At 68.9% G+C, this 23,013-nt stretch carries 22 protein-coding genes, 1 pseudogene and 1 riboswitch; of the genes and pseudogenes, 15 read left to right on the forward strand and 8 right to left on the reverse strand.

The features are described from left to right. The 4 genes and pseudogenes from ilvN to serA all read left to right on the forward strand — a co-directional run. Positions 1–504 (forward strand): annotated as a pseudogene (ilvN, locus tag ACGFH6_RS42965) (acetolactate synthase small subunit); the annotation flags it as partial. A 194-nt stretch (positions 505–698) separates the two neighbouring features. Beyond that, complete coding sequence (gene ilvC / locus ACGFH6_RS42970; RefSeq protein ID WP_360440819.1) at positions 699–1,718, forward strand: ketol-acid reductoisomerase; 1,020 nt, start codon at positions 699–701, stop codon at positions 1,716–1,718. Positions 1,719–1,831: 113 nt separating this feature from the next. Next, entirely contained in the window at positions 1,832–3,028 is a 1,197-nt protein-coding gene (locus tag ACGFH6_RS42975) for a serine protease (protein WP_393396819.1), read from the forward strand. Between the two features lie 115 nt (positions 3,029–3,143). Further along, entirely contained in the window at positions 3,144–4,742 is a 1,599-nt protein-coding gene (gene serA / locus ACGFH6_RS42980; protein ID WP_393396821.1) for a phosphoglycerate dehydrogenase, read from the forward strand. A 134-nt stretch (positions 4,743–4,876) separates the two neighbouring features. Here the strand turns inward: serA and ACGFH6_RS42985 are convergent, their stop codons facing one another. Beyond that, positions 4,877–5,443 (reverse strand): O-methyltransferase, encoded by a 567-nt coding sequence (locus ACGFH6_RS42985; RefSeq protein WP_131355395.1) that lies wholly within the window; start codon positions 5,441–5,443, stop codon positions 4,877–4,879. Positions 5,444–5,751: 308 nt separating this feature from the next. On the opposite strand from ACGFH6_RS42985, the gene ACGFH6_RS42990 reads away from it, so the two are divergent. After that, positions 5,752–6,801, forward strand: coding sequence for a 3-isopropylmalate dehydrogenase (locus ACGFH6_RS42990; protein WP_393396824.1), 1,050 nt, complete (start codon positions 5,752–5,754; stop codon positions 6,799–6,801). A gap of 39 nt (positions 6,802–6,840) precedes the next feature. Beyond that, positions 6,841–7,932 carry a branched-chain amino acid aminotransferase gene (locus ACGFH6_RS42995; RefSeq protein WP_393396826.1) on the forward strand — a complete coding sequence of 364 codons (1,092 nt, stop codon included), beginning with the start codon at positions 6,841–6,843 and terminating at the stop codon, positions 7,930–7,932. 53 nt (positions 7,933–7,985) lie between these two features. On the opposite strand, the gene ACGFH6_RS43000 is transcribed toward ACGFH6_RS42995, so the two are convergent. Then, positions 7,986–8,465, reverse strand: coding sequence for a hypothetical protein (locus tag ACGFH6_RS43000; protein WP_393396829.1), 480 nt, complete (start codon positions 8,463–8,465; stop codon positions 7,986–7,988). 80 nt (positions 8,466–8,545) lie between these two features. Between ACGFH6_RS43000 and ACGFH6_RS43005 the strand changes: the two genes are divergently transcribed. The 6 genes from ACGFH6_RS43005 to ACGFH6_RS43030 all read left to right on the forward strand — a co-directional run bounded on the left by ACGFH6_RS43005 (position 8,546) and on the right by ACGFH6_RS43030 (position 13,827). Further along, positions 8,546–8,953, forward strand: a complete 408-nt coding sequence (locus ACGFH6_RS43005) for a hypothetical protein (RefSeq protein ID WP_393396831.1) — start codon at positions 8,546–8,548, stop codon at positions 8,951–8,953. 563 nt (positions 8,954–9,516) lie between these two features. After that, the gene (gene cimA, locus ACGFH6_RS43010; protein ID WP_360451869.1) at positions 9,517–11,106 is read left to right on the forward strand and encodes a citramalate synthase; all 1,590 of its coding nucleotides are present in this window, start codon (positions 9,517–9,519) and stop codon (positions 11,104–11,106) included. After that, positions 11,103–11,339 (forward strand): hypothetical protein, encoded by a 237-nt coding sequence (locus ACGFH6_RS43015; RefSeq protein WP_393396834.1) that lies wholly within the window; start codon positions 11,103–11,105, stop codon positions 11,337–11,339. The genes cimA and ACGFH6_RS43015 overlap by 4 nt, the downstream gene beginning before the upstream one ends. A gap of 49 nt (positions 11,340–11,388) precedes the next feature. Then, positions 11,389–11,859, forward strand: coding sequence for a MarR family winged helix-turn-helix transcriptional regulator (locus tag ACGFH6_RS43020; RefSeq protein WP_393396836.1), 471 nt, complete (start codon positions 11,389–11,391; stop codon positions 11,857–11,859). After that, positions 11,856–13,238 carry an MFS transporter gene (locus ACGFH6_RS43025; RefSeq protein WP_393396838.1) on the forward strand — a complete coding sequence of 461 codons (1,383 nt, stop codon included), beginning with the start codon at positions 11,856–11,858 and terminating at the stop codon, positions 13,236–13,238. Before ACGFH6_RS43020 ends, ACGFH6_RS43025 begins: the two co-directional genes overlap by 4 nt. Positions 13,239–13,248: 10 nt before the next feature. Further along, the gene (locus ACGFH6_RS43030) at positions 13,249–13,827 is read left to right on the forward strand and encodes an isochorismatase family protein (RefSeq protein ID WP_393396840.1); all 579 of its coding nucleotides are present in this window, start codon (positions 13,249–13,251) and stop codon (positions 13,825–13,827) included. Between the two features lie 57 nt (positions 13,828–13,884). On the opposite strand, the gene ACGFH6_RS43035 is transcribed toward ACGFH6_RS43030, so the two are convergent. The 4 genes from ACGFH6_RS43035 to ACGFH6_RS43050 all read right to left on the reverse strand — a co-directional run bounded on the left by ACGFH6_RS43035 (position 13,885) and on the right by ACGFH6_RS43050 (position 20,023). Beyond that, positions 13,885–14,973 carry a ribonucleotide-diphosphate reductase subunit beta gene (locus ACGFH6_RS43035; protein WP_393396842.1) on the reverse strand — a complete coding sequence of 363 codons (1,089 nt, stop codon included), beginning with the start codon at positions 14,971–14,973 and terminating at the stop codon, positions 13,885–13,887. Then, positions 14,934–17,747 carry a ribonucleoside-diphosphate reductase subunit alpha gene (locus tag ACGFH6_RS43040; RefSeq protein ID WP_393396844.1) on the reverse strand — a complete coding sequence of 938 codons (2,814 nt, stop codon included), beginning with the start codon at positions 17,745–17,747 and terminating at the stop codon, positions 14,934–14,936. The genes ACGFH6_RS43035 and ACGFH6_RS43040 overlap by 40 nt, the downstream gene beginning before the upstream one ends. Before the next feature lie 132 nt (positions 17,748–17,879). Then, positions 17,880–18,036, reverse strand: a riboswitch (cobalamin riboswitch). 71 nt (positions 18,037–18,107) lie between these two features. After that, the gene (locus ACGFH6_RS43045) at positions 18,108–18,689 is read right to left on the reverse strand and encodes a DinB family protein (RefSeq protein ID WP_393396846.1); all 582 of its coding nucleotides are present in this window, start codon (positions 18,687–18,689) and stop codon (positions 18,108–18,110) included. A 59-nt stretch (positions 18,690–18,748) separates the two neighbouring features. Further along, positions 18,749–20,023, reverse strand: a complete 1,275-nt coding sequence (locus ACGFH6_RS43050) for a Fic family protein (protein ID WP_393396848.1) — start codon at positions 20,021–20,023, stop codon at positions 18,749–18,751. Between the two features lie 143 nt (positions 20,024–20,166). Here ACGFH6_RS43050 and ACGFH6_RS43055 point away from each other — a divergent pair, with 143 nt between their 5' ends. Next, the gene (locus ACGFH6_RS43055) at positions 20,167–20,403 is read left to right on the forward strand and encodes a hypothetical protein (RefSeq protein ID WP_393396850.1); all 237 of its coding nucleotides are present in this window, start codon (positions 20,167–20,169) and stop codon (positions 20,401–20,403) included. Between the two features lie 8 nt (positions 20,404–20,411). Next, positions 20,412–21,239 carry a class I SAM-dependent methyltransferase gene (locus ACGFH6_RS43060; protein ID WP_393396852.1) on the forward strand — a complete coding sequence of 276 codons (828 nt, stop codon included), beginning with the start codon at positions 20,412–20,414 and terminating at the stop codon, positions 21,237–21,239. Here ACGFH6_RS43060 and ACGFH6_RS43065 read toward each other — a convergent pair. After that, positions 21,226–22,098: an NAD-dependent epimerase/dehydratase family protein gene (locus tag ACGFH6_RS43065; RefSeq protein ID WP_393397214.1), complete on the reverse strand. Its 873-nt coding sequence runs from the start codon at positions 22,096–22,098 to the stop codon at positions 21,226–21,228. The two genes, ACGFH6_RS43060 and ACGFH6_RS43065, sit on opposite strands and share 14 nt — an antisense overlap. A 99-nt stretch (positions 22,099–22,197) precedes the next feature. On the opposite strand from ACGFH6_RS43065, the gene ACGFH6_RS43070 reads away from it, so the two are divergent. Next, positions 22,198–22,851, forward strand: a complete 654-nt coding sequence (locus tag ACGFH6_RS43070) for a class I SAM-dependent methyltransferase (protein ID WP_393396854.1) — start codon at positions 22,198–22,200, stop codon at positions 22,849–22,851. Here the strand turns inward: ACGFH6_RS43070 and ACGFH6_RS43075 are convergent. Further along, entirely contained in the window at positions 22,814–23,008 is a 195-nt protein-coding gene (locus tag ACGFH6_RS43075; RefSeq protein WP_393396856.1) for a hypothetical protein, read from the reverse strand. The genes ACGFH6_RS43070 and ACGFH6_RS43075 overlap by 38 nt on opposite strands. Between the last annotated feature and the right edge of the window lie 5 nt (positions 23,009–23,013).

The following is a 23,013-nucleotide window of genomic DNA, read 5'->3' on the forward strand; positions in this document are numbered from 1 at the left end:
ATGAGCAAGCACACACTGTCGATCCTGGTGGAGAACAAGCACGGTGTGCTGGCCCGGGTGGCCGCGCTGATCTCGCGCCGCGGGTTCAACATCGACTCCCTCGCGGTCGGTCCGACCGAGCACCCCGAGGTGTCCCGGATGACCATCGCGGTCAGCGTGGACGAGCAGCCTCTGGAGCAGATCACCAAGCAGCTGAACAAGCTCGTGAACGTGATCAAGATCGTCGAACTCGAGCCCAGCCAGACCGTGCAGCGTGAACTGCTGCTGGTGAAGGTCAAGGCGGACACCCTGACCAGGGGACAGGTGCTGGAGACCGTCCAGCTGTTCCGTGCGAAGGTGGTGGACGTGGCTCCGGACGCGATCACGATCGAGGCGACCGGCAATCCCGAGAAGCTCGAGGCCATGCTCCGCGTGCTGGAACCCTTCGGCGTCCGTGAGCTGGTGCAGTCCGGCATGGTGGCGATCGGCCGGGGCAGTCGCTCCATCTCCGACCGCACGCTACGGCCGGTCCCGGTGCCGCCGCCGCACGTCGCGTCGGGCCCCCCGAACCTGCAGGCGCAACCCGCCGAGCGATCCCATCACCCGGTGCCGGCGCCGCCGCCGGGCCGACCTGTGGCCCCGGCCCGCCAGGGCTGAGCCGACAACAAGCGCCGTACCGAATATCTACAGAGGAGAAGAGCGCCAAAGTGGCTGCTGAAATGTTCTACGACGACAACGCCGACCTGTCGGTGATCCAGGGCCGCCACGTGGCCGTTCTCGGCTACGGCTCCCAGGGCCACGCGCACGCGCTGTCCCTGCGCGACTCCGGCGTCGACGTCCGGGTGGGCCTGCCCGAGGGCTCCAGGAGCCGGGCCAAGGCCGAGGCCCAGGGCCTGCGCGTACTCAGCCCGGCCGAGGCGGTGGAGGAGGCCGACGTGATCGTCGTCCTGGCTCCGGACCCGGCCCAGCGCAAGCTCTACAAGGAGGCCATCGAGCCGAACCTGGTCGACGGCGACGCGCTCGTCTTCGGTCACGGCTTCAACATCCGGTTCGGCTACATCAAGCCGCCGGCCGGCGTGGACGTGTTCATGGTCGCCCCGAAGGGCCCGGGCCACCTGGTCCGCCGTGAGTACACCGAGGGTCGCGGCGTACCCGTGCTGGTAGCGGTCGAGCAGGACGCCACCGGCAAGGCGTGGGACCTCGCGCTGTCGTACGCCAAGGGCATCGGCGGCCTCCGGGCCGGCGGCATCAAGACCACCTTCACCGAGGAGACCGAGACCGACCTGTTCGGTGAGCAGGCCGTCCTCTGCGGTGGTGTGTCCGCGCTGATCCAGAACGGCTTCGAGGTACTGACCGAGGCCGGCTACCAGCCCGAGGTCGCGTACTTCGAGTGCCTGCACGAGCTCAAGCTGATCGTCGACCTGATCTACGAAGGCGGCATCGCCAAGCAGCGCTGGTCGGTCTCCGACACCGCCGAGTACGGCGACTACGTGTCCGGCCCCCGCATCATCGACGCGTCGGTCAAGCAGCGGATGAAGGAGGTCCTCGGCGACATCACCGACGGCACCTTCGCGGCCCGCTTCATCGCCGACCAGGACGCCGGCGCGCCGGAGTTCGCCGAGTTCCGCAAGCAGAGCGAGTCGCACCCGATCGAGGCGGTCGGCAAGGAGCTGCGCGGCCTGATGGCCTGGGTCAAGTCCCACGACGAGGACTACGTGGAGGGCACCGCGGCCCGCTGACACCCACCTTGTGATAGGCCCGGACCATCCAGGTGGGTGGTCCGGGCCTGTTCTTTGGCACAATCGGTGACGATTGTGGTCTGGACTGGTGATGGTGGGGGAGGTGGACCTCGGTGGAGGACGGCAGGCATGCGCTGCCGCGGCCGCCCCGGCGTGTGCCGGTGGGCGCCGGCGTCCTCACCCAACTGCAGGCCCCGATCCCGCGGACCCCACGCCGTGGACCACGGCCGCGGTGGAAGCTCGGCCGGTTCCTGGCCGGGCTCCTCGTCGTCCTGCTGATCCTCGGCGCCGGCGCTTCGGCCGGCTGGCTGATCCGCGCACAGAGCCTCAAGATCGACACCGCGAAGGTCCTGGACCTGGCCGGCCCCGGCGTCGTCCGGGTCCTCGCGACGACGTGCGCGGGGAACGGCGAAGCGAGCGGGGTCGTGATCGGTGACGGACTGGTCCTCACCGCAGCGTCCGCGATGAGGCAGTCGCTGTCGATGGCGATCGTGACCCCGGACGGCCGGATCCGCCGGGCCAACCTGCTCGGCACCAGCGCGGACGGAGTCGCCGTACTGCGCATGATCGGGCGACTCGACGAGGACCCGGTGCCCCTGGCGCCCACGGACCCGGACCGGAAGGCCGAGCGCGCGCACATCGGGTACACCGCGGCGGGGAGGCAGGCGATCCAGAAGGTCGGTACGACGGACCGCCCGCGGGCGCTGACCGAGATCATGAACACGGCCAAGCTCGGTGGGCCGGTCGTCGACAAGTCCGGCCAGGTCGTCGGCCTGGTCGTCGGTGACACCGCCGCGACCGCCGGCATCGTCCCGGTCGCCCGGCTCCGCGAGTACGTCGTACCGAACGCGCCGGCGCTCACGCCCGAACCGGGCGGCACCTGTGAGCGGTCGCTCGGCCCGCAGACCCCGATCGTCCCGGAACTGCTGGTCTCGAAGACGAAGCTGGCGATCGAGGCGCAGAAACTGCTCGGCACCTACCTGACGCTGATGAACCACCACGACTTCGGCGGGCTGCGGACGGCCTACTACTCCCAGCGGCTGCTCGGCGCGCTGTCGGAGAAACGGGATCGCGACAGCCACCAGACGACGTACTTCTTCGGCGCCAGGATCATCGAGGTGACCACCAACGCCCAGGGCGTGAACGCCCGGATGATGTTCACCGTGCTGTTCTCGCCGAACGCGAGCGGCGCGAAGGGTCAGACCTGCAACCGGCTGGACGTCCGGTACCGTCTGGTCCGGGAGGGCGGGCGGCTCAAGGTCGACCAGGGCAGCTCGGTGAACCTCCCGCAGAGCTGCGACACCGACTGACCGTCATTCGGGTCGCCCGGCGGGCCTGACCGGCGACGAGGTACCATCGCATCAGCGGGCACAGCGCGGTGCTCTGACTTTCGAGCCCCTACCGCTTCTGCAGGAGACTTCTCCCATGACTGACGTAACCCGGCCCGTCGTCCTGATCGCCGAAGAGCTGAGCCCGGCCACCGTCGAGGCCCTCGGCCCCGACTTCGAGATCCGGCACACCAACGGCGCCGACCGCGCCCAGCTGCTCCCGGCCATCGCCGACGTCGACGCCATCCTGATCCGCAGCGCCACCAAGGTGGACGCCGAGGCGCTGGCCGCGGCCAAGCGCCTCAAGGTCGTCGCCCGGGCCGGTGTCGGCCTGGACAACGTGGACGTGAAGGCCGCCACCCAGGCCGGCGTGATGGTGGTCAACGCGCCGACCTCCAACATCGTCAGCGCCGCCGAGCTCGCGGTCGCGCTGCTGCTGGCCACCGCGCGCCGGGTCCCGGCCGCCGACCAGTCGCTGAAGAACGGCGAGTGGAAGCGCAGCAAGTACTCCGGCGTCGAGCTGTTCGAGAAGACCGTCGGCATCGTCGGCCTCGGCAAGATCGGTGTCCTGGTCGCGCAGCGGCTGGCCGCCTTCGGCATGAACGTGATCGCCTACGACCCGTACGTGCAGGCCGGCCGGGCCGCTCAGATGGGCGTGCGGCTGGCGTCCCTGGACGAGCTCCTCGCGGCCAGCGACTTCATCTCGGTGCACCTGCCGAAGACCCCGGAGACGATCGGCCTGATCGGCGACGAGGAGCTGCACAAGGTCAAGCCCGAGGTCATCGTCGTGAACGCGGCCCGCGGCGGCATCGTCGACGAGCAGGCGCTCTACAACGCGCTCAAGGAAGGCCGGGTGGCCGGCGCCGGCCTGGACGTGTTCGCGTCCGAGCCGTGCACCGACTCGCCGCTGTTCGAGTTCGAGAACGTGATCGCCACCCCGCACCTGGGCGCGTCCACCGACGAGGCGCAGGAGAAGGCCGGCATCGCCGTGGCCAAGTCGGTCCGGCTGGCGCTGTCGGGCGAGCTGGTGCCGGACGCGGTCAACGTCCAGGGCGGCGTGATCGCCGAGGACGTCCGGCCGGGTATCGGCCTGACCGAGAAGCTGGGCCGGATCTTCACCGCGCTGGCCGGTGGCGTCGCGCAGCAGCTCGACGTCGAGGTCCGCGGCGAGATCACGCAGTACGACGTGAAGGTGCTGGAGCTGGCCGCGCTCAAGGGCGTCTTCGCCGACGTGGTCGAGGACAACGTGTCGTACGTGAACGCGCCGCTGCTGGCGGCCGAGCGGGGCCTCGAGGTCCGGCTCGTCACCGACCACGACAGCCCCGAGCACCGCAACCTGATCACCCTGCGCGGGACCCTTGCCGACGGCATCCAGGTGTCGGTGTCCGGCACGCTGGTCGGCGTCCGGCAGTCGGAGCGGCTGGTCGAGATCGACGGGTTCGACGTCGAGATCGAGCTGTCCGCGCACCTGGCCTTCCTCACCTACGAGGACCGGCCGGGCGTCGTCGGCCAGATCGGCCGCATCCTCGGCGAGGCGGAAGTGAACATCGCCGGCATGCAGGTCAGCCGGGACCGCAAGGGCGGCAAGGCGCTGGTCGCGCTGGCCGTCGACTCGGCGATCGCGACCGGCGTACTGGACGACATCGCCGGTGCGGTGCAGGCCGATACGGCTCGCACTGTGGACCTGGAGGCGTAATTCAGGCGAACGACTGATTTACTGGAAGCGGTCAGCCGCCCGCAGGCGCATGGCGGCCGACAAGGGCCCGAGCCACCTATGGCTCGGGCCCGCCTTCGTTCCTGGGTGTTTCAGTGCTTGTTTCAGGGCTTGTTTCAGTGCCGGGTGGCCAGCAGTACGGCGGCGTCCGGCGCGACCATCACCTCGACGGTGGTGAACCGCTTGTCCATCAGCCATTCCTGCCGGAGCGTGTCGACCCGGCCCTCGTACATGGGCGGCCAGACGGCCGACGGCGTGAAGTCGTCCAGGACGACGAAGCCGCCCGGCTCGACGACGTCCGCGATGATGTCGCGGGCCGACAGCTTCGCCTCGCGGGCGTCCACGAACAGCAGCGCGAACGGGCCGCGCTCGATCAGGGCGGTCCAGTCGGCCGACACGACCTCGATCCGCTCGTCGGCGGCGAACAGCTCCGCCACCGCCTGCGCCAGTTGCGGGTCGCTCTCCGCGGTGACGATGCGGGTGCTCTCTCCGGCGCCGCTGCGCAACCACGCGGAGCCCACGCCACAGCCGGTCCCGAGCTCGCCGAGCAGACCGGTCCTCGACGCGGCGAGCGTCGCCAGCAGCCGGCCGGTCTCGTTCCGGGTGGAGCTGACGAATCCACGCCGGCCGGACAGGCTGAGGGCCGCTGAAACCAGCGGCGGCAGTTCTGGAGGAGCACTCACCGGTTGAGAGTTGCACAGCTCTGGCCCAGCGCCTGCACCGACATCTCACATTCCGGGACATCGTGCCCGCATAGTGGTGAAATAGTCGGACGTCAGAGTAAATTCGTCGGCATCCTGCCGCCCGCATCCTGTCTGGGGAGGAGCAGCATGTACGACATGTATCCGGCCAACTGGCCCGCGATCGACGCCCGCGAACGGAAGGCGACCCGCCGTCGCCGTCCGGCGCGCCCGGGGAGCGTGACCGCGTCCGAGGCCAGGGCCGTCCAAGAGGCTATGAACCGCCGCGACAATGGGGGAGAACCCAAGAAGTGAGCGACAAGAAGAACTTCACGCTGGCCGTGGTCCCCGGTGACGGCATCGGTCCGGAGGTCACCACCGAGGCGCTGAAGGTGCTGGACGCGGTAGCCGCGCAGCAGGGCGTGACGTTCGAGCGGACCGAGTACGACCTCGGCGCGAGGCGCTGGCACGCGACCGGGGAGACGCTCCCGGACGCCGAGCTCGAGGAGATCCGCAAGCACGACGCGATCCTGCTCGGTGCGGTCGGCGACCCGTCGGTCCCGTCCGGGGTGCTCGAGCGCGGCCTGCTGCTGAAGCTCCGGTTCACCCTCGACCACTACGTGAACCTGCGCCCGTCGAAGATCTACCCGTCGGTCGGCTCCCCACTGGCGGACCCGGGCGACGTCGACTTCGTCGTCGTCCGCGAGGGCACCGAGGGCCCGTACGTCGGCAACGGTGGCGCCCTGCGAGTCGGTACGCCGGCCGAGATCGCCACCGAGGTCTCCGTCAACACGGCGTACGGCGTGGAGCGCGTGGTCCGGGACGCGTTCGCCCGGGCGCAGGCGCGGCCGCGCAAGAAGCTCACGCTGGTCCACAAGAACAACGTGCTCGTGCACGCCGGCCACCTGTGGAAGCGGACGTTCGACAAGGTCGCCGCGGACTTCCCGGAGATCGCGGTCGACTACCTGCACGTGGACGCGGCGACCATCTTCCTGGTCACCGACCCGGCCCGGTTCGACGTGATCGTCACCGACAACCTGTTCGGCGACATCATCACCGACCTTGCGGCCGCGATCAGCGGTGGTATCGGGCTGGCCGCGAGCGGCAACATCAACCCGGACCGGACCGCGCCGAGCATGTTCGAGCCGGTGCACGGCTCCGCGCCGGACATCGCCGGTCAGCAGAAGGCGGACCCGACCGCGGCGATCCTGTCCGCGGCGCTGCTGTGCGACCACCTCGGTCTGACCGAGGCCGCGGCGGCGATCGAGGCGGCGGTCACGGCCGACATCGCGGAGCGTACCGGCGCCGTCCGGAGCACCGCGGAGATCGGCGACGCCATCACCAAGCGCGCGATCGGCTGACGCTCGCATGACCAGTCGGCCAAGAGGTACGGTGCGGCTATGAGCGCCGATCTGCGATTCACCGTTGAGCCAACCACCCATGCGGCCAGCGACGACCAGCGCGCCACGATCCTGGCGAACCCGGGATTCGGGCAGTACTTCTCCGACCACATGGCGATCGCCACCTGGACCAAGGAGAACGGCTGGCACGACGCGAGGATCACCGCCTTCGGACCGCTGGAGCTGTCTCCGGCCACCGCGGTGTTCCACTACGCCCAGACCATTTTCGAGGGGATGAAGGCCTACCGGCATCCCGACGACTCGATCCACATGTTCCGCCCCGAAGCCAATGCGGCCCGGTTCGCGAAGTCGGCGCGCCGGCTCGCGCTGCCCGAGCTGCCCGAGGCCGCCTTCCTGGACTCGCTGCGCAAGCTGGTCGAGCTGGACAAGGCCTGGGTCCCCGGTGGCGGCGAGACGTCGCTCTACCTGCGGCCGTTCATGTTCGGATCGGACCCGTTCCTCGGCGTCCGGCCCTCCGCGGAGGTCACGTACTGCGTGATCACGTCGCCGGCAGGCTCGTACTTCGCCAACGGGGTCAAGCCGGTGCGGATCTGGCTGAGCGAGGAGTACACCCGAGCGGCCCCCGGTGGCACCGGCGCGGCCAAGACCGGCGGCAACTACGCCTCGTCGCTGATCGCGCAGGCCGAAGCCATCGAGCAGGGCTGCGACCAGGTCGCCTTCCTCGACGCGGTCGAGAAGAAGTGGATCGAAGAGCTCGGCGGGATGAACCTGTACTTCGTCCTCGACGACAACTCGGTCGTCACGCCGGAGCTGTCCGGCACCATCCTCGAGGGCGTCACCCGGGACTCGATCCTCAAGCTGGTCACCGACCTCGGCCACACCGTCACCGAGCGGAAGATCTCGATCGACGAGTGGCGCGACGGTGCGGCGTCGGGCAAGATCCGCGAGGTGTTCGCCTGCGGCACGGCCGCGGTGATCACCCCGGTCGCGTCGCTGAAGTGGAAGGACGGCGAGGTGCAGGTGGCCGACGGCAACGGTGGCCCGGTCACCGCCGCGGTCCGCAGCGCCCTCCTCGACGTCCAGTACGGCCGCACCCCCGACACCCACAACTGGATGACCAGAATCTGCTGATCAGTTTGCACGTACGACGGCCCGGTGGAGCTTCCACCGGGCCGTCCGTCACGTCAGCCCCGAGCCGTACTCCGCGCCACGCCGGCCACGACGATGACAAGCACCCACAGGCCGAGGGCGACCGCCGGTGCGCCGGTCCAGTCGACCTCCCGGGTCTCCGACTCCGGCCGGTTCACCACGATCACGAACGTCGACACCAGCCCGGCCATGCCGGCCACCAGCGCGAACACGCTCTCCGGCGGAGTCACCAGCAACGCCACCGCCAGCAGCAGGAAGACCAGGAACAGAACGGTGCCCAGGGCACCCATCGGAGACTCACTGCCCGGCGTCAGGCCGAGCAGGCTCATCCCGCTGTAGATCCTGGTGGTCGAGCCGCGGGCGGTCAGCCAGGTCGGCGCGAGCGTGACCAGCAACGCCAGCCCGACGGCGAATCCCATCAGCCGGAACTGCAGCCGCTTCAGCTCCCCGCCGGGCCGGAACAGCGCCGTACGAACATCGTCCTCAAAAGCATCCCGGCGCTCGGCCTCACTCACTGCGTGATCCTTCCTCAAGCGGTTGTTTTCACAGGATCCTTTCAGCTGCCGGGGCCCGGGGTTCGGTAGGGTCGGGCGGCATGAGCAGCTTCCCCGACGATGTCGAGGCCTACTACGCGGAGCTCGCCGGGCGGCGTGACTGGTCGCCGGAGACCGTCGCCGCGATCCGGTCGACCGTCGAGCTGATCCGCGACCTCGACCGCGGTACCGCGCCTCGCACGTACGGCGCGGTGGCCGACGAGGAAGGCACCGACTGGCTGTACGAGGCGGTCTGGCACGAGCGGGAGTGGGTCGTGGTCCGCCAGATCGGCGCGGCCGAGGACGGCACCATCAGCAGGTACTGGTGGCAGCGGGTCGAGGACGACGAGGGCATGCTCACCGACCAGGCCCTGGACCGCGACGAGTGGGGGCTGCGCCCACTCAGCCGCGAGGACTTCTACACCGCCTGGGACGACCCAGGCTGGTCCCTCACCTCCCTCACCGCCTGAACCCCCGCCAACCCCACCCGCCCCCAGCTCCGGCTCCCACCCGCCCAACCCCCACCGCACTCCCGCACTCCCGCCCGGCTCCCACTCCCACCCGCCCAGCTCCCACCCGCACTCCCGCACTCCAGCCCGGTTCCCACTCCCACCCGCCTAGCTCCCGCTCCCACCCGCACACGAGGGGATATCCCTCCGGGAAGTGGGTTCTCCGGTGGTGTGAGAACGGAGAACCCGCAAGGGGAGGGGATATCCGTTCGTGTGCGGGTGGTGGAGCGGGCTCCGGCGGGGAGGTGGGGTCTGGTGGGGAGGTGGACTCCGGTGGGGAGCGGGCTCTGGTGGGGAGGTGGACTCCCGCATGCGCCGTAGTACTGGTCGGCGTACTGAATGTTCGTGATTCGAGACGGGCCCGCCACGGTGTGGACATTGTGTGGCAGACTGCGAAATGTCATGAAGAACTACCGGGTCATCATTACCTAGGCGCGCTCAGCCAGCAGTACCTGAGCGCGCAGACCTCTCGCACCTTGCGGGAGGTTTTTTGTTTGCCCGCCAGCCCCCACGGAAGGCCGATCATGAGCATCTCGGACGAGTTCCACGTCTACGACACCACTCTGCGCGACGGTGCGCAGCAGGAGGGGCTGGCGCTGTCCGTGGCCGACAAGATCGCCATTGCGCGGCACCTGGACGACCTGGGCGTGGGATTCATCGAGGGCGGCTGGCCGGGCGCGGTGCCCAAGGACACCGAGTTCTTCGAGCAGGCCCGGACCGAGTTGCACCTGCGGAACGCGACGTTCGCGGCCTTCGGTGCGACCCGCAAACCCGAGACCGCGGTGGCCGACGACCAGCAGGTGGCGGCCCTGCGCGACTCCGGCGCCGGCGTCGTCACACTCGTTGCCAAGAGCCACGATGCGCACGTCGAGCGGGCGCTGCGTACGACGCTGGACGAGAACCTCCGGATGGTCGCGGACACGGTCCGCCATCTGCGCGAGAACGGGCAGCGGGTCTTCCTCGACACCGAGCACTTCTTCGACGGCTACCGCGCCAACCGGGCCTACGCGCTGGAAGTCGTCCGCGTAGCCGTCGAGGCCGGCGCCGACGTGGTGGCGCTGTGCGACACGAACGGCGGCACGCTGCCGCGGGAGTTGCAGGACATCGTCCGCGACGTCCTCGACTCCACCGGCGCGCGCCTCGGCATCCACTGTCACAACGACGCCGGCTGCGCGGTGGCGAACACGATCGCCGCCGTCGAGGCCGGCGTCACGCACGTCCAGGGCACCATCAACGGGTACGGCGAACGCACCGGCAACGCCGACCTGCTCGCGATCGTCGCCAACCTCGAGCTGAAGCGGGGCCTGGACCTCCTCCCGGCCGGCAAGCTGGCCGAGTCGTTCCGGATCGCCCACGCGATCGCCGAAGTGACGAACGTGCCGCCGTCGACCCGGCAGCCGTACGTCGGTGTGTCCGCCTTCGCCCACAAGGCGGGGCTGCACGCCAGTGCGATCAAGGTGGATCCCGATCTCTACCAGCACACGGATCCGGCCCGGGTGGGCAACGACATGCGGATGCTCGTGTCCGAGATGGCCGGGCGGGCGAGCGTCGAGCTGAAGGGCCGCGAGCTCGGGTTCGACCTCGGCAACGACCGCGAACTGGTCAGCCGCGTGACGGAGCGAGTGAAGGAGATGGAGGCCCGCGGGTACACGTTCGAGGCGGCGGACGCGTCGTTCGAGCTGCTGCTGACCGAGGAGGTCACCGGGAAACGGGCGTCCTTCTTCGACGTCGAGTCGTGGCGGGTGATCACCGAGTCGCGCGCCGATGGCGAGGCGGTGTCGGAGTCGACCGTGAAGCTGGTCGCGGGCGGCGAGCGGGAGATCGTGACGGGGGAGGGCAACGGCCCGGTCAACGCCCTCGACCATGCGCTGCGTACGGCGATCGAACGCGCGTACCCGGTAGTGAACAAGTTCGAGTTGGTCGACTACAAGGTCCGCATCCTCGACCAGGGGCATGGGACGGACGCGGTGATCAGAGTCCTGATCGAGACCGCGGACGGCGAGGGCTCCTGGGTGACGGTCGGGGTCGGCCACAACATCGTCGAGGCGTCCTGGGAGGCGCTCGTCGACGGTGTCACGTTCGGTCTGCTGCGTCACAAGGAGGTCGTGCGATGACCCTGCTCGCCGTCGAACGAACGGTCACCGTCTTCACCGCGCGCGTCGTCGAGACCGAAGGCATGCTGGCCCGGATCGCCGTCATGCTGAACCCGTACGACGTACGCGAACTCGCGCTCTCCCTCGACGACGGCACGCTGAACATCACCGTCGAGGGCGACGGCTTCGACGCAGGCCGCGTCGCCGCCCGCCTGAACAAAGTGATCGGCGTCCTCGAGGTCACCTACTCCTGATTCATCAGCCGCAACTGCTCAGTTTGGACTGACCAGTTATGCTGGCTAGGTGAGTGAGCGGATCTCCCCGTCGGCGGTGCAGGCGGCCAGTGACGTGCGCGTCATGTTCGGCCGGCTCAAGCGCAGGCTGAAGGAACTGGCGGAGCAGGACGACCTGACGCCGTCGCAGAGCTCGGTGCTGAGCCGGCTCGACAAGGACGGGCCGGCGTCGGCCAGTGAGTTGGCGGCCGTGGAGCGGATGCGCCCGCAGTCGATGGCCGCGATCCTGGCCGGATTGCGGGAGTCGGACCTGATCGAGCGCCACCCGGACCCCGAGGACGGTCGCCGGCAGGTCGTGTCGCTCACCACCGCCGGACGGCACCGGCTCCAGGGTGATCGCAAGGTCCGCCAGGAGTGGCTGGCCCGTGCGCTGCAGGACGGCTGCACCGAGGCCGAGCGGCAGACCGTCATCAAGGCACTCGCTCTGCTCGACCATGCCCTCGACACCACCGCGGCACCCCGGGCGGCGACCTCCCGGTGACCCCCGAGCCGGATCCGGCCGCCAGTCGCCCCCAGCGGTTCGATCGGCGATTGATCGCGCCGATGGTGGTGGGGTCGATCCTGAACCCGATCAACTCGTCGATGCTCGCGGTGGCGCTGATCCCGATCGGGGCCGCCTTCGGAGTACCGCCCTCCGACACCGCCTGGCTGATCACCGGGCTGTACCTCGCGACCGCAGTCGGGCAGCCGGTCATCGGCCGGCTGGTCGACCTCTACGGCCCGCGTCCGCTCTATCTGATCGGTACGGCGGTCGTCGGCGTCGCCGGTCTGCTCGGTGCGCTGGCGCCGACGCTCGGGGTGCTGATCGTGTCCCGCGTCCTCCTCGGTTTCGGTACGTCGGCGGCGTACCCGGCCTCGATGTCGCTGATCCGGAGCGAAGCCGACCGGACCGGCATGGAGACTCCGGCGGCCATCCTCAGCTCGCTGTCGATCGCCAACCAGGTGATCTCGGTGATCGGCCCGACGCTCGGCGGACTGCTGATCGGGCTCGGTGGCTGGCACATGATCTTCACCATCAACGTGCCGCTGTCGATCATCTGCCTGGTCCTCGGATCCCTCTGGCTGCCGCGGAGTCCGCGGTCCCGTGTCACGGTCCGGCTCGACTATGCGGGCATCGCGCTGTTCGCCGGCACCCTGGTGTCGTTGATGATGTTCCTGATGGCGCCGAAGGCATCGAACTGGTACCTGCTGACGCTCGGTGCCCTGCTCGGCGTGGTGTTCGTCGTCGTGCAACTTCGCTCGATGGAGCCGTTCATCGACCTGCGGGTCCTCGGCGGCAACCGTCCGCTGATCGCGACGTACCTGCGCCAGGTGCTCGCGTTCACGATCAGCTACTCGTTCCTCTACGGCTTCACGCAGTGGCTCGAGGAAGGTCGCGGGCTGGGTGCCTCGTCGGCCGGCCTGCTGTTGCTGCCGCTGTCGCTGTCGGCCATGGCGATCACCGTGATCACCGGCCGGCGTGCCCAGGTCCGCGGCAAACTCGTTGCCGGGAGCATCCTCTTGGCCGTGGCCTGCGTCGTACCGCAGCTCGTCGGGGGTGAGACCGCGATCTGGCTGCTGGCACTGGTCGGCGTCATCGCGGGGATCCCGCAGGGCCTGAACGGCCTGGCCAATCAGAATGCGCTCTACCACCAGGCGGATCGGGCCCGGATGGGTTCCTCGGCCGGTCTGCTGCGCACCTTCATGTACCTCGGTGCGCTGATCGCCGCCGCGGCCAACGCCCACTTCTTCCAGCACGGCGCGACCACCACCGGTCTGCACGAGTTGGCGCTGTTCCTGCTCGTCATCGCCGGCCTGCTCGTGCTGGTGACCCTCCTCGACCGGTCCCTCGCCCGGATCGGCCGCCCACAACCCAACTGAGAGGTCCGTCGTGCCCGTCACCACTCTTGATCCGAACACCGCCCTCGTCGTCATCGACCTGCAGAACGGCATCACCGCCATCCCCGGTGCGCCGTACCCGACCGCCGACGTCATCACCCGGACCGCGGAGCTCGCCGACGCCTTCCGCAAGCGCGGCCTCCCGGTGTTCCTGGTCCGGGCGAGCTTCCGCGCGGACGGTGCGGACCGGATGCCAGGCCGGACCGAGCAGGCGACCCGCGCGACCGGTACGCCGCCCGCCGACGCCGACCAGATCGTCTCGCAGCTTGCCGGTCACCCCGAGGACACCGTGGTGACCAAGCGGAACTGGGGCGCGTTCCACGGCACAGACCTCGACGTCCATCTCCGCCGCCGCGGCGTCACCCAGATCGTCCTCACCGGCGTAGCCACCAGCTTCGGCGTCGAGTCGACCGCCCGCGCCGCCCACGAGCACGGCTACCACGTCACCCTCGCCACCGACGCGATGACGGACCTCAGCCCCGACTCCCACACCCACGCCACCACCTACATCTTCCCCCGCCTCGGCGAAACCGGCACCACCGCCGACATCCTGGCCAAGCTCCCTGCGTAGACCGCGGGCAGGACACGCGGGCCGGGCAGCCGCTGGGCTGCCCGGCTCGCGTCGCACTCAGTCCCAGCTCAGTCCGGTTGACGACTGGTACTCGATGACGCGGGTTTCGAAGAAGTTCTTTTCCTTCTTCAGGTCCATGACTTCTGACATCCAGCCGAAGGGGTTGCGGGTCTCGCCGAAGAGGGGCGCGAGGCCGATCTGCTCGGCGCGGCGGTCGGTGATGAAGTGCATGTACTGCTCGCAGAGCTCCGCGGTCAGGCCGAGCATGCCGTTCGGCATCGTCGCGCGGCCGTAGGCGACCTCCAGCTCACACGCTTCGGTGAGCATCTGCCGCACCTCGGCCTGGAACCGGGCCGTCCACAGGTGTGGGTTCTCCTGCTTGATCTGGTTGATGCAGTCGATGCCGAAGTTCAGGTGGATCGACTCGTCGCGCAGGATGTACTGGTACTGCTCGGCGATGCCGACCATCTTGTTCCGCCGGCCCAGCGACAGGATCTGCGCGAATCCTGTGTAGAACCACATCCCCTCGAACACCACGTAGAACGCGATCAGGTCGCGCAGGAACGCGGTGTCGCTCTCCGGCGTCCCGGTCCGGAAGTCCGGGTCCTCCAGGTGCTGGGTGTACTTCAGCGCCCACGCGTCCTTGTCCGAGATGGACGGCACCTCGCGGTACATGTTGAACAGCTCGCCCTCGTCCAGGCCGAGCGACGTACAGATGTACTGGAAGGTGTGCGTGTGCACGGCCTCCTCGAACGCCTGGCGCAGCAGGTACTGCCGGCACTCGGGGTTGGTCAGCTGCCGGTAGACGGCCAGGACGATGTTGTTCGCGACCAGAGACTCCGCCGTAGCGAAGAAGCCGAGGTTGCGCTTCAGCATCATCCGCTCGTCCTCGGTCAGGCCGTCGCGCGACTTCCAGAGCGAGATGTCGGCCTGCATGGACACCTCGGTCGGCATCCAGTGGTTGTTGCAGGCGGCAAGGTACTTCTCCCAGGCCCACCGGTACTTCAGCGGCAGCAACTGGTTCACGTCCGCCCGCGCGTTGATCATCGCCTTGTCGGCGACCTCGACCCGGGACGCCCCGACGGCGATCTCTCCCAATCCGGTCGTCACTGGCACGCCTCGCAGTCCGGGTCGTCGATGGCGCACACGGCGCCGGTGGGCTCGGGAAGCGCAACGGGTACGGCGTTCAGCCGGCCGTCCGTCCCTTGGAGCGTGGACTTCTCCACATGGGTGGCTGACTGGGAACGCAGGTAATAGGTCGTCTTGAGTCCATACCGCCAAGTCGACCTGTAGAGCTCGTCCAGCGCCCGGCCCGACGGCGCGGCCATGTAGAGATTCAGTGACTGCGACTGGTCGATCCACTTCTGCCGCCGCGACGCCGCCTTGACCAGCCACATCGGGTCGATCTCGAAGGCCGTCGCATACAGCTCGCGCAGGTCGGCCGGGATCCGCTCGATCCCCGCCAGGATGCCGTCGTGGTACTTGAGGTCGGACACCATCACCTGATCCCACAGCCCGCGCGCCTTCAGGTCGGCCACGAGGAACGGGTTCGCCACGGTGAACTCACCCGACATGTTCGACTTCACGAACAGGTTGCTGTACGTCGGCTCGATCGACTGGCTCACCCCGCAGATGTTGGAGATCGTCGCGGTCGGCGCGATCGCCATCACGTTCGAGTTGCGCATGCCGTCGCGCAGCACCTTCTGCCGGAGCGCGTCCCAGTCGAGTTGCTTGCTCTGGTCAACGATCAGGTCGCCGTCCCGCGCCGTCCTGAGCAGCTCGAGCGAGTCGATCGGCAGGATGCCCTGGCTCCACAGCGATCCGTCGTACGACGAGTAGCGGCCGCGCTCGGCGGCGAGATCACTGGACGCCTCGATCGCGTGGTAGCTGATCTGCTCCATCGAGCTGTCGGCGAAGGCCACGGCGGCGTCGGAGGAGTAGGGGATCCGCAGCGCGAACAGTGCGTCGGCGAAGCCCATCAGACCGAGGCCGACCGGGCGATGCCGCTGGTTGGCCCGCTCCGACTCCGCGGTGGTGTAGAAGTTCACGTCGATGACGTTGTCGAGCATCCGGACCGCGGTCTTCACCGTCTCGCGGAGCAGGTCGGCGTCCAGCCCGTCCTCGGTCAGGTGCGCGACCAGGTTGACCGAACCGAGGTTGCAGACCGCGGTCTCGTCGACGGTCGTGTTCAGGGTGATCTCGGTGCACAGGTTCGACGAGTGGACGACGCCGTCGTGCTGCTGCGGCGAGCGGAGGTTGCAGGCGTCCTTGAAGGTGATCCACGGATGCCCGGTCTCGAACAGCACGGTCAGCATGCGCCGCCACAGGTCGACCGCCTTGACCCGCTTGAAGACCTTGATCTCGCCCCGGTCGGCCGCCGCCTCGTACTGCGCGTACGCCGCGGCGAACTCAGGCCCGTACAGATCGTGCAGGTCGGGCACCTCGTTGGGAGAGAACAGCGTCCAGTCGCCGCCGGCCTCGACCCGTTGCAGGAACAGGTCCGGCACCCAGTTCGCCGTGTTCATGTCGTGCGTACGCCGGCGCTCGTCGCCGGTGTTCTTCCGCAGGTCGAGGAACTCCTCGATGTCGACGTGCCAGGTCTCGAGATACGCACACACCGCGCCCTTTCTCTTTCCACCCTGATTCACAGCTACCGCGGTGTCGTTGGCGATCTTCAGGAACGGTACGACGCCCTGCGATTCGCCGTTGGTCCCGCGGATCCTGGCGCCGATCCCGCGCACCGGGGTCCAGTCGTTGCCGAGGCCACCGGAGTACTTGGCCAGCATCGCGTTGTTGCGGATGCCGTGGAAGATGCCGGCCAGGTCGTCCTCGACCGTGGTCAGGAAGCAGGACGACAGCTGCGGCCGGGTGGTGCCGGAGTTGAACAGTGTCGGTGTGGACGACATGAACCGGAACGAGCTGAGCAACTCGTAGAACTGCAGCGCCCGTGCCTCGCGGTCGTCCTCGCGCAGCGCCATCCCCATCGCGACCCGCAGGAAGAATGCCTGCGGCAACTCGAACCGGACCTTGTCGATGTGCAGCAGGTAGCGGTCGTAGAGGGTCTGCAGGGCGAGGAAGGTGAAGTCCAGGTCGCGCTCGGGACGGATCGCAGCGGCGAGCCGGTCCAGGTCGAAGCTCGCCAGCTCCGGGTCGAGCTGCCCGGCTTCGATGCCGAGCTGGATGTAGCGAGGGAAGTAGTGGGCGTACGCGTCGGTCATGTCGGCCTGGCTGGCCTGCCGCGGCTCGCCGTGGACGCGTCCGAGCGCCTCGCGACGGATCTGGTCGAGCAGCAGCCGGGATGCGGCGAAGCTGTACTGCGGCTCGGTCTCGACATACGACCTGGCGGCCATCACCAGCGCGAGCTCGACCTCGTGCTGCGCGATGCCGTCGTAGCAGGAGCCGAGGGTCTCGTCGAGGATCAGCTCGGGGTCGACCGCGTCGAGACCCGTGGCCGCCTCCGCGACGATCACGCGCAGGCGGTCGACGTCGAGCGGCGCCGCGCTGCCGTCGGCCGCGCGGACGGTGAGCGCGGGCTTGTCGGTGATGCCGGACGGGTCGGCCGGGGTGCGGGCCTTGGTGCGCTCCTCGCGGTAGAGGACGTACGCACGGGCGACCTGGTGCTCGCCGGCGCGCATCAGCGCCAGCTCGACCTGGTCCTGGATGTCCTCGACCTGCACGCTGCGGCGGGCGTCACCGCGGCTCGTCAGGGCCTCGACGACCCGGCCGGTCAGGTCGGTCACCAGGTCACGGACCCGGTGGGTGGTGCCCGCCTCGGCGCCCTCGACGGCGAGGAACGCCTTGGTCATGGCGACCGAGATCTTGGTCTGGTCGAAACCGGTGTGGCCGCCGTCGCGGCGTACGACGGTCAGCTGGATCGACTGGTCGGCTGTCGCCGCCCGGGATGAGGAAGCAATCGTCACAGGTGTTGTCTCCAAACGAGTTCGGAGGACCGGAGCCACGCGGAGGGGCGCACGACGGGGCCGGCAGCACCGGCCGGGAACACTGCCGCCACGCCCTGCGACCCACCCGCGAGGTCTCGGACCGCGTGCACCGGCGGTGCACGCGCCGGTGGCAGGTATCAGGACTCGCGGAAGGCTTCCGCTCACCGTTGCGGGGCAGCTCCGGACTCGCACCGGATTCCCCTGTTGCCTCGGCGTGGCCCACATCTCGCAGTACCGGCCACTCCGAACCACCAGCAGTAGTGATGCTAAGTGGCGACCCCTAGATCTTGTGGTAGCGCCACGCCGCGTGTCGCACATCTTGTGGTCCTCGCCCGCAACTCACGCAGCGACCGCGTAGAGATCCTGGAGCGTCATGATCTCCGAGCCATGGTGGATCAACTCCCGATTCAGCCGCAGTACGACGTGACCGAACGGCTCGCCCGCGTCCAGTTCGGTCGCCTGGCTCAGGCCGATCGTCATCACCTGCTCCTCGTCGAGAGCGGCGATCGCGTCCTGCCAGGCCTCGACCCAATGTGTCAGCCACGCCACCGCATCCCGCGCGTTCCCGTGCAGGGTGATGTCCGCACGTCCCTGCTGGCTCGTGCCGAACGTCCACTCCCAGCGCTCGAAGAATGTCTCGGTGAGATGGGCGATCAGCCAGGCGATCGTGCGTGGCCCGCGATGGTCCGGCTCGTCGGGCCACTGCGCGACCCACTCGCCGGACCCGAGTGATCGGAACCGTCCGGTGTAGTGCCGGCGCACGACGGTCAGCGCCTCGCTGCTAGGTCGCCAGAAGTACTGGTCGTCGGTCAACTGCGCGAGCCGGCCGGACAGCACCATCCAGCTGAAGCCGAGCTGGCCCCGGACCATGGCCATCGCCGATGGCCGGTGCAGGATGTCCCAGTCGAACGGCTCTGGCATCATCTCTCCCTGTACGATCGAACATATGTTCGAATTCTTGCTCGCTCGGGAGACGAAAGTCAATGTGCGTGGCGTGTTGGTGCTGGCCTCGATGGGACCGGTCTGCTAGGTGGCTCGATCCGGGTGTCCGCGGCCGGGCTGGCGAAGCGGCGTTCGAGCAGGGTGAACGCGTCGATCAGTTCGGGCGCCTCGTAGACGCGGTTGCGTCGGCCGTCGGTGATCTCACGCAGGATGCCGGCCTCGACGAGCCTCGCCAGACCCTGGTTGGTCGCCTGCTGGGAGCGGTCGACAAGCTGCGCCGCCGCCGCGAGCGTGAGCACCGGCGCGGCGGGCAGTGCCTCGATGAGCAGGTCGGCTGCCGAGCCGCCGCGGACGGGCGCGGCTCGCTCGCGCCATGCGGACTTCAGTTCGGCCGCCGTCTGCTCGAAGCGAGCGGCCTCCGCCGTCGCGTGGCTGCAGGCCATCGCGAACATCCGCAGCCACGGATTCGCCGCCGACCGAGCCTTCGCAGTGGTCGAGCGACCGACATGCCGGAACGCCGTCAGTGTTTCGACGTACTGCATCGCGTGGGTGGCGAGCGACAGCGACACCGGCGGCACGGTTCGCGTGATGAGTCCATCGGCCCGCAGGATCAGGTGAATCAGCGCCCGCCCGGTCCGGCCGTTGCCATCGGCAAATGGATGGATGGTCTCGAACTGCGCGTGCGCGATCGCGGTCTTCGCCAGCACCGGCAGCCGGGACTCCCGGACGAAGGTCATCAGATCCGCCAGCAGGTCGGGCACCAGGTGCGCCGGCGGCGGGACGTAGTACGCCTCGGCGGGGGAGCGGCCGCCGATCCAGTTCTGCAGGAAGCGGACCTCGCCGCCGAACTCGGGTGTGGGGGACTGGGCCATCAAGCGCCGGTGCGCCTCGAGCAGGTGGTCGACCTCGAGTTTGTCGCCGGCCTGGACGGACTCGGTCGCCCAGGTCATCGCGTCGACCGCGCCGAGCACCTCCTCGGCGGTGACGTCGCGCTGCCGGTCCCGCAGTACGTCGGCCTTGAGCAGGCGGCGCGCGCCGACCACCAGCCCTTCGATCTGCGACGACCCGACAGCCTCTGCCCTCAGCAGCAGGCGGGCCAGGGCTTCGCTGTTGGTCAGGACGGCGGCCGTCGCGTCCAGGCGGGCCAGATCGCCGGCGGCGTCCTCCAAGGCCGCGAGGACGTCGTCGCTCAGGTCGAACTCGCGCCCGACCAACGGGTCCGGGAAGTACAGCTCGTACGACCCGCCCAACCGCTCGGCCCGGGTGAACCCGTCCGGATGCCCAGGCCACCGATGCAACTCCACCCGTGCCATACCTCTTATTCAAGCTTATTTCACAACCTTGAACAAGGGGATGCTGCGATCAAGCAGGCGCCGTTCACCCGCTCGCCACCAGAACGCGTCACAATCAGTCCTCCGCCCGGCGTCGCAGGGCGACTACCGAAGGGGCCCCGGCGATGACGGAGACCGAGCCGCAGGACGAGCATTCCGGTCTGCTGCACTCTCTCGGCAAACACCTGCCGCACCACCAGCACCATCCGAAGACCGACGACGTGATCGAGTCGGAGGAGGCGGTCGGCTTCGACCTTGACACCGACTCGGCGCTGCCGCACCCGCATCACCCGGCCGGCAATACGTTCGACCGCGCCAAGGATCTGTCCTACGGTCGACTGCCAGACGACCCCGACGCCTGAGGACGCTTATGCAACTGGACGAGCAGACACTGCGGATGGTGGCCGCCAACGAGGCGGACTGGGATGCGCGGGCGCCGCTGCACGCGGCAAGCCGTTTCTACAGTCAGCCGGCGGAGTTCTGGTTCGCCGACTACGAGTGGGAGGACCTCGGTCCGCTCGAGGGTCGCGACGTACTGCATCTGCAGTGTCATCTGGGGACGGAGACCATCGCTTTCGCTCGGCGCGGGGCGCGGACGACCGGGTTGGACCTGTCGGCCAAGTCGCTCGAGGAGGCGCGGCAGATCGCTGCCGACGCCGGGGTCGAGGTCGACTACGTCCACGCGAATGTGTACGACGCTGTGGAGGCGGTGCAAGGCCGCACGTTCGACGTCGTCTACACGGGCAAGGGTGCGCTGTGCTACCTGCCCGATCTCGAGCACTGGGCGCGCGTGGTCCATGACCTCCTCAAGCCCGGCGGCGCCTTGTACGTCGTGGAGTTCCACCCACTGCTGAACGCGATGCGGCCGGTGTCGCTGCCGGGCGAGTCCGACGACCTGATCATCCGCGCCGACTACCTCGAAGGCCGCGGACCGATCGCCCACGACTCGACCGTGACCTACACCGGCGACGCGGTGCCCGGCCGTCAGACCAGCTACGAATGGATGCACGGCCTGGGTGAGGTGGTCACCACCCTCGCGTCCACCGGCTTCCACGTCACGACCCTGCGTGAATCAGAGGTCCTGCAGTGGCCCCGCTGGCCCAGGATGAAACAGACCGCCGAGGGCTGGTGGCGCCTCCCCGACGACGCCCCACGCATCCCCCTCCTCTTCGCCCTGAAGGCGGTCACTCCGCGCTGAAGCCGGTGCGCCAACTGGGGTGAAGCGGCGTCCAACCGCGCGAGCGGGCCAGGGCGTTGTCGGCGCCGCGCTCCCACGGTCTGCGACCCGACGCCAGGGCCGGAGCCGGGGCTCCCACGGACGCTGCGAAGACGGGGAGCCATTCGCGCGTCGGTGCCGGTTCGTCGTCGACCACGTTGACGGCGCCGCTCGGCCAGTTCAGGGCGTCGACGGCAGCCCGTGCCGCGTCCTCGACATGGAGGAACGAGAAGACACCATCGCCCTCGATGAGGCCGCCGAAGAACGCGGCACCGGGGTGATCGGCCGGCCGTTCGCTCCGTAGTACGTCGTCCGCCAACCCGCCGCGGCGCAGCCACGTGCCCGGGCCATAGAGCAGTCCGTACCGCAGGACGACGTACTCCGGGAGTTCGGCCGCCCCGTCCTCCAGCGCGCGGATCGCGGACACCGTCGTACCGCGCGGGTCCGGTGCCGACTCGTCCAGCGGGGTGGTCTCCACGGCCGGTCCAGCACCGGCTTCGTAGGCCCAGGCGATCGATTGCGCGACCATCTTGGGTACGGCGGCCTGGCGGGCCGCGTCGACGAGGTTGCGGGTGCCGATGCGCCGGATCCGGCCGTTGCCACCCGGGGCGCCGCTGCTGAGGTCGGTCAGTTGATGCATGATCACGTCGGGCGCAGCAGCCGCGACCGCAGCCTTCACCGCATCCGCGTCGTACACATCGAGTTGTACGCCGTGAGCCCCGGCCGCCCGCAGTTGTTCGAGCCCCGCATCGGAGCGGGTCGTCCCGATCACCTGATGCCCACCCTCGATCAGGCGCGGGACCAACTGTCGTCCGATCACTCCGGTCGCGCCGGCAATCATTACCTTCACGACTGTCACGGTAGGGCCTGAAATGCCCAGTGGATTGGGCCAATCAGCGGTGGAGACCGTGGGCCAGTCGCTCATCTCTAGGATCGGAAGATGACGAACGACGGACGCGCGCAGCGCGAGAGTGACCTGATTGCCTACTACACCAACGAGGTCGGGGCGCGGGTCGGGCGTGAGCTGCCTGATGCCAGGGTCGCTCGGCGTACGGCGTACCTCGCGCGGCTGGAGAGTGAGAGGCGGCGGTCCGTGCTCGAGATCGGGTGTGGGCCGGGGCGTGACGGGCAGGCGATCGCGGATGCCGGGTTCGCCTATGTGGGCGTGGATCTCGCGCCCGCCAGCGTCGAGACGTGCCGCTCGCTCGGCCTCCGAGCGGAAGTTGCTTCAGTCCTGGAGTTGCCGTTCGAGGACGAGACCTTCGACGCCGGCTGGACGATGAGCACGCTCCTGCATGTCGCGGACGAAGATGTCGACCAGGCGCTGAGCGAGATCGTGCGAGTGCTGCGTCCTGGCGCGCCGCTGGCGATCGGGCTGTGGGGTAGTGCCACCGGGGGCGAGCAGGTCTGGCAGGACGAGAGTGGCTTCGGTCCGGGGCGCTTCTTCAGCATCCGCACGGACGACGGACTGCGGGAGACCTTGCAGCGCTACGGCACTGTCGACGAATGGGAGACGTGGGACGACGGCCGATCGATGCACTACCAGTGGGCGGTCGTCACCGTTTCTGCGGACCGCGGAACGCAACGTAGATGAGCGAGACGCCGGCGGCCGCGACGATAGGGCCGACGATCGCCCAGAAAGAGCTACCGGTCATCGAGCTGCCCTCGAGGTAGCCGAGTCCCTGGAGCGTCCAGACCGCGCCGATGGCAAGCAGCAGGGCACCCAGTGCGATGGCGACGATCTTCCCCATGCGGC

Source organism: Kribbella sp. NPDC049227 (assembly GCF_043197265.1).
In the GTDB taxonomy this organism is placed as follows: Bacteria; Actinomycetota; Actinomycetes; order Propionibacteriales; family Kribbellaceae; genus Kribbella.

Excerpts from the sequence above, each read along its gene's own strand:
- ilvC (WP_360440819.1), top strand. The coding sequence starts at position 699 with ATGTTCTACGACGACAACGCCGACCTGTCGGTGATCCAGGGCCGCCAC.
- serA (WP_393396821.1), top strand. The coding sequence starts at position 3,144 with ATGACTGACGTAACCCGGCCCGTCGTCCTGATCGCCGAAGAGCTGAGC.
- ACGFH6_RS42995 (WP_393396826.1), top strand. The coding sequence starts at position 6,841 with ATGAGCGCCGATCTGCGATTCACCGTTGAGCCAACCACCCATGCGGCC.
- ACGFH6_RS43005 (WP_393396831.1), top strand. The coding sequence starts at position 8,546 with ATGAGCAGCTTCCCCGACGATGTCGAGGCCTACTACGCGGAGCTCGCC.
- cimA (WP_360451869.1), top strand. The coding sequence starts at position 9,517 with ATGAGCATCTCGGACGAGTTCCACGTCTACGACACCACTCTGCGCGAC.
- ACGFH6_RS43015 (WP_393396834.1), top strand. The coding sequence starts at position 11,103 with ATGACCCTGCTCGCCGTCGAACGAACGGTCACCGTCTTCACCGCGCGC.
- ACGFH6_RS43045 (WP_393396846.1), bottom strand. The coding sequence starts at position 18,689 with ATGCCAGAGCCGTTCGACTGGGACATCCTGCACCGGCCATCGGCGATG.
- ACGFH6_RS43050 (WP_393396848.1), bottom strand. The coding sequence starts at position 20,023 with ATGGCACGGGTGGAGTTGCATCGGTGGCCTGGGCATCCGGACGGGTTC.
- ACGFH6_RS43055 (WP_393396850.1), top strand. The coding sequence starts at position 20,167 with ATGACGGAGACCGAGCCGCAGGACGAGCATTCCGGTCTGCTGCACTCT.
- ACGFH6_RS43060 (WP_393396852.1), top strand. The coding sequence starts at position 20,412 with ATGCAACTGGACGAGCAGACACTGCGGATGGTGGCCGCCAACGAGGCG.
- ACGFH6_RS43065 (WP_393397214.1), bottom strand. The coding sequence starts at position 22,098 with ATGATTGCCGGCGCGACCGGAGTGATCGGACGACAGTTGGTCCCGCGC.
- ACGFH6_RS43070 (WP_393396854.1), top strand. The coding sequence starts at position 22,198 with ATGACGAACGACGGACGCGCGCAGCGCGAGAGTGACCTGATTGCCTAC.
- ACGFH6_RS43075 (WP_393396856.1), bottom strand. The coding sequence starts at position 23,008 with ATGGGGAAGATCGTCGCCATCGCACTGGGTGCCCTGCTGCTTGCCATC.